This is a genomic window from Marinobacter persicus (genome assembly GCF_002934325.1).
GTDB lineage: Bacteria > Pseudomonadota > Gammaproteobacteria > Pseudomonadales > Oleiphilaceae > Marinobacter > Marinobacter persicus_A.
In genome coordinates this window covers 1-2,546 of record NZ_PTIV01000072.1, presented here as the reverse complement: position 1 = coordinate 2,546, position 2,546 = coordinate 1, and the positions used below count along the sequence as shown (strand labels likewise).

General features: G+C 48.5%; 3 protein-coding genes. All 3 read right to left on the bottom strand.

Annotated elements, in window-relative coordinates; all coding sequences use genetic code 11:
- Positions 1 to 168: 168 nt before the first annotated feature.
- A complete protein-coding gene (locus tag BY454_RS16580; RefSeq protein WP_104417661.1) occupies positions 169 to 792 on the bottom strand; it encodes a SagB/ThcOx family dehydrogenase in 624 nt (207 codons plus the stop codon).
- 531 nt (positions 793 to 1,323) lie between these two features.
- Positions 1,324 to 1,533: a hypothetical protein gene (locus BY454_RS16575; RefSeq protein ID WP_104417660.1), complete on the bottom strand. Its 210-nt coding sequence runs from the start codon at positions 1,531 to 1,533 to the stop codon at positions 1,324 to 1,326.
- A gap of 74 nt (positions 1,534 to 1,607) precedes the next feature.
- Positions 1,608 to 2,438, bottom strand: coding sequence for a toll/interleukin-1 receptor domain-containing protein (locus BY454_RS16570; protein WP_258075692.1), 831 nt, complete (start codon positions 2,436 to 2,438; stop codon positions 1,608 to 1,610).
- Between the last annotated feature and the right edge of the window lie 108 nt (positions 2,439 to 2,546).

The following is a 2,546-nucleotide window of genomic DNA, read 5'->3' as shown; positions in this document are numbered from 1 at the left end:
AGTGCTTGAAGCGAGGCATCTGACAGCTCCTTGTCTGTTTGCCTGATCCTACCAAACTGACCCTCGGATTCGGAGTTTTTCTACAGCCTCAACGCTGAGCGCACCGGTGGCCTTTACAGAGCGAAGCGGCGTAAAGGACATCCGCGTGACGCGTATTGTTATGCACTGTTAAATATCCCGCCGTTGCCCGATACACAACAGTGCAGTTGGTTCCATGTTTGAGGGTAATCTCAATGCCTCCTTGACCTTTGCATCATCAAACCCGGCCACCAGAACACAACCAGCTCCGAGAGCCGTACTCTGGAGATGAACATTTTGTGCTAAAGCTCCAGTTTCCATATATACATAGCGAGCACCGCGCTCCCCATGGGGTGGCTGAGATTCAAAGTGGCTAACCGCCTTTCCGAGTTTCGCTGAAACCCCAATGACGATAGCCGCCTCTTTCAACCACGGCTGATCGCCAATCCCTAGCTCGTGCATTGCCTCTTTCCGAACACGGTCACCAACTAGCTTCAACGAATGGCTATCAGCCTTATACTCATAGGTACCGGGCTCAAGTGCCGATACACGCTGCACCACAACTTGTAGATGCAGCGGGTATAAGCCACCCGCCGATGGAGTTGCTCTTTTTTGGCCTGGCCCTGTTAGTCCTTGGGCCGCCCAAAGCAATTGGGACAAAACAGCTATAGGTAGCGGCGCCTTCGTGTACTGCCTCACGCTGCGCCGACCTTCAATACAGCCAACCAATGACTCAGAACCTTGCAATTCCGGTGCAGGTAGCTCGAAGACCATGCATTTACTCCCTATGCATAACGCGGAGATAAGCGGCGGCCCGTAAGGGACGTCCGGCGGACGGCCCTCTGGCCGGGAGCGAACTTAATTGACTGGTTAAAGGCAGGTAATGACACTGCCTGCTCCCTGGCAACGACCGCGACGGCCTACTCCGTTTCCTTGCACCGGCTGGAGCCGATACCGTTTGTTTGAAACCACCGCCACGTTTGCGGTGGATGAACCTGAATTCAAAGGTACCAGATCCTGACTGAATTTTCGGCGGACAGCCCAGAGCGATCAATGCCAGAATTTCTACCAACGCTGTTGCTGATTAAAGCAACCAAATCAGACGCGGACTATGACGGCCTTGGTGCTCACCAGATTAACCGGGGTTAGCTACCAAGCCCGGCACCAAGGCCAATCCTCCAGAGCGACCCAAAAGACCGAAGCCTTTGCCGTTAACGCCGAAGCACAGCGGCGACCTTGGAGTGGCTACGAAGGAGCCACGTAAAGGGCGTCCGGCGGCCATCGGCCGCGAACTGCTGCGCTTGGTTATGCAGTGTTGGCACGAGTTAGTAATTCCAATGCCTGTTCAAAAATCTTCTCTACATGCTCTCTGTTCTCAATACTTTCTGGAAGTACTGCCCGATCACCTTCAACACCCGCGATCATTTCCTGGAGCATACCAGGACGCTCAGCGTCAAGACGCTGAAGAAGTCCCGTCAACAGATACAGAGCCGCATCGGCCTTAGCGCTTTCCATATATCATCCTCAGTTCCCAGTTCCATAATGCTGCATAACGCCGCATTCAGCGGCTTGTCCGCTGGAATGCTTTGTTAAGCCTCAACTCCAAGGATAACCTCAGAAAGCTCCCCTGCAATTTCTTGAATACTACTAATAGATGTATTTAATGCGACTTTGTCAGCAAGTGCTGGGCTGAATTGAATAACTTCGTCCTTGGAAATCTTATGCCATATGGGTAATATCATCTTATGCCCATTCATTTCTCTAGCCACCATTGAATCCAATTCATACTGCGTCCAGTTTTTTGAACAAAAAGCAGCGGAAAGGATCACTGTTCCAAACTTAGACTTAACTAAACCGTGATCAATACTTTTCCTTAGACTATCACCCACTTTCAATGTGAATTCATCATACCAAACTTTCACCCCCATATTTTCGAGAGTTTCAGCTAGAGGTCGTACAAATTCTTCTTTATCTTCCGAAGCATGGGATATAAATAGGTCATACTCTGTATCGGGTAAATCATCAAAAGCACTAACACTACTCTGAGCCTCAGAAACCATTTCAGTAGTTCTTCGAATCTCAGCTTGCAGTTGCCTTTGATGGGCGAGCTTTTCTCTTTGTTGTCTTTTCTCTAGATCTGCTATTTTTTTCCTTTCACGCTCATCTATGGCGGCCTGCTTCTTTCTTTCCTTCTCTTCTTCTTTTAAAAGGTCTTGCTTTAACTTCAATAACTTACCTTCTTTATCTGATAATTTTTTATGAAAATCAGATTTTTTAGCCTGACTCTTCGCTATCTCATTATTCTTTCGATCAATTTCAGCTGCTTTGCTTTTCAAAGTAGACGCAGGTGTGCTCTTGGTAATGCTTCGGTTTATTTGACCAATTCGATTACCTAAATCACTCTCTTTTTTTGTTTCCAAGCTGATTTTATGGTTGGCAAGCCCCCGATATTCTAGACACCTGACAGCTGCTTAAAATACTGCTTTTCGAAGTCCACGGGAGACAATCCACCGTTGTTGCCGTGCCGG

Bases quoted from the DNA above. Each gene is read 5' to 3' on its own strand.
- BY454_RS16580 (WP_104417661.1), bottom strand. From the start codon at position 792: ATGGTCTTCGAGCTACCTGCACCGGAATTGCAAGGTTCTGAGTCATTG.
- BY454_RS16575 (WP_104417660.1), bottom strand. From the start codon at position 1,533: ATGGAAAGCGCTAAGGCCGATGCGGCTCTGTATCTGTTGACGGGACTT.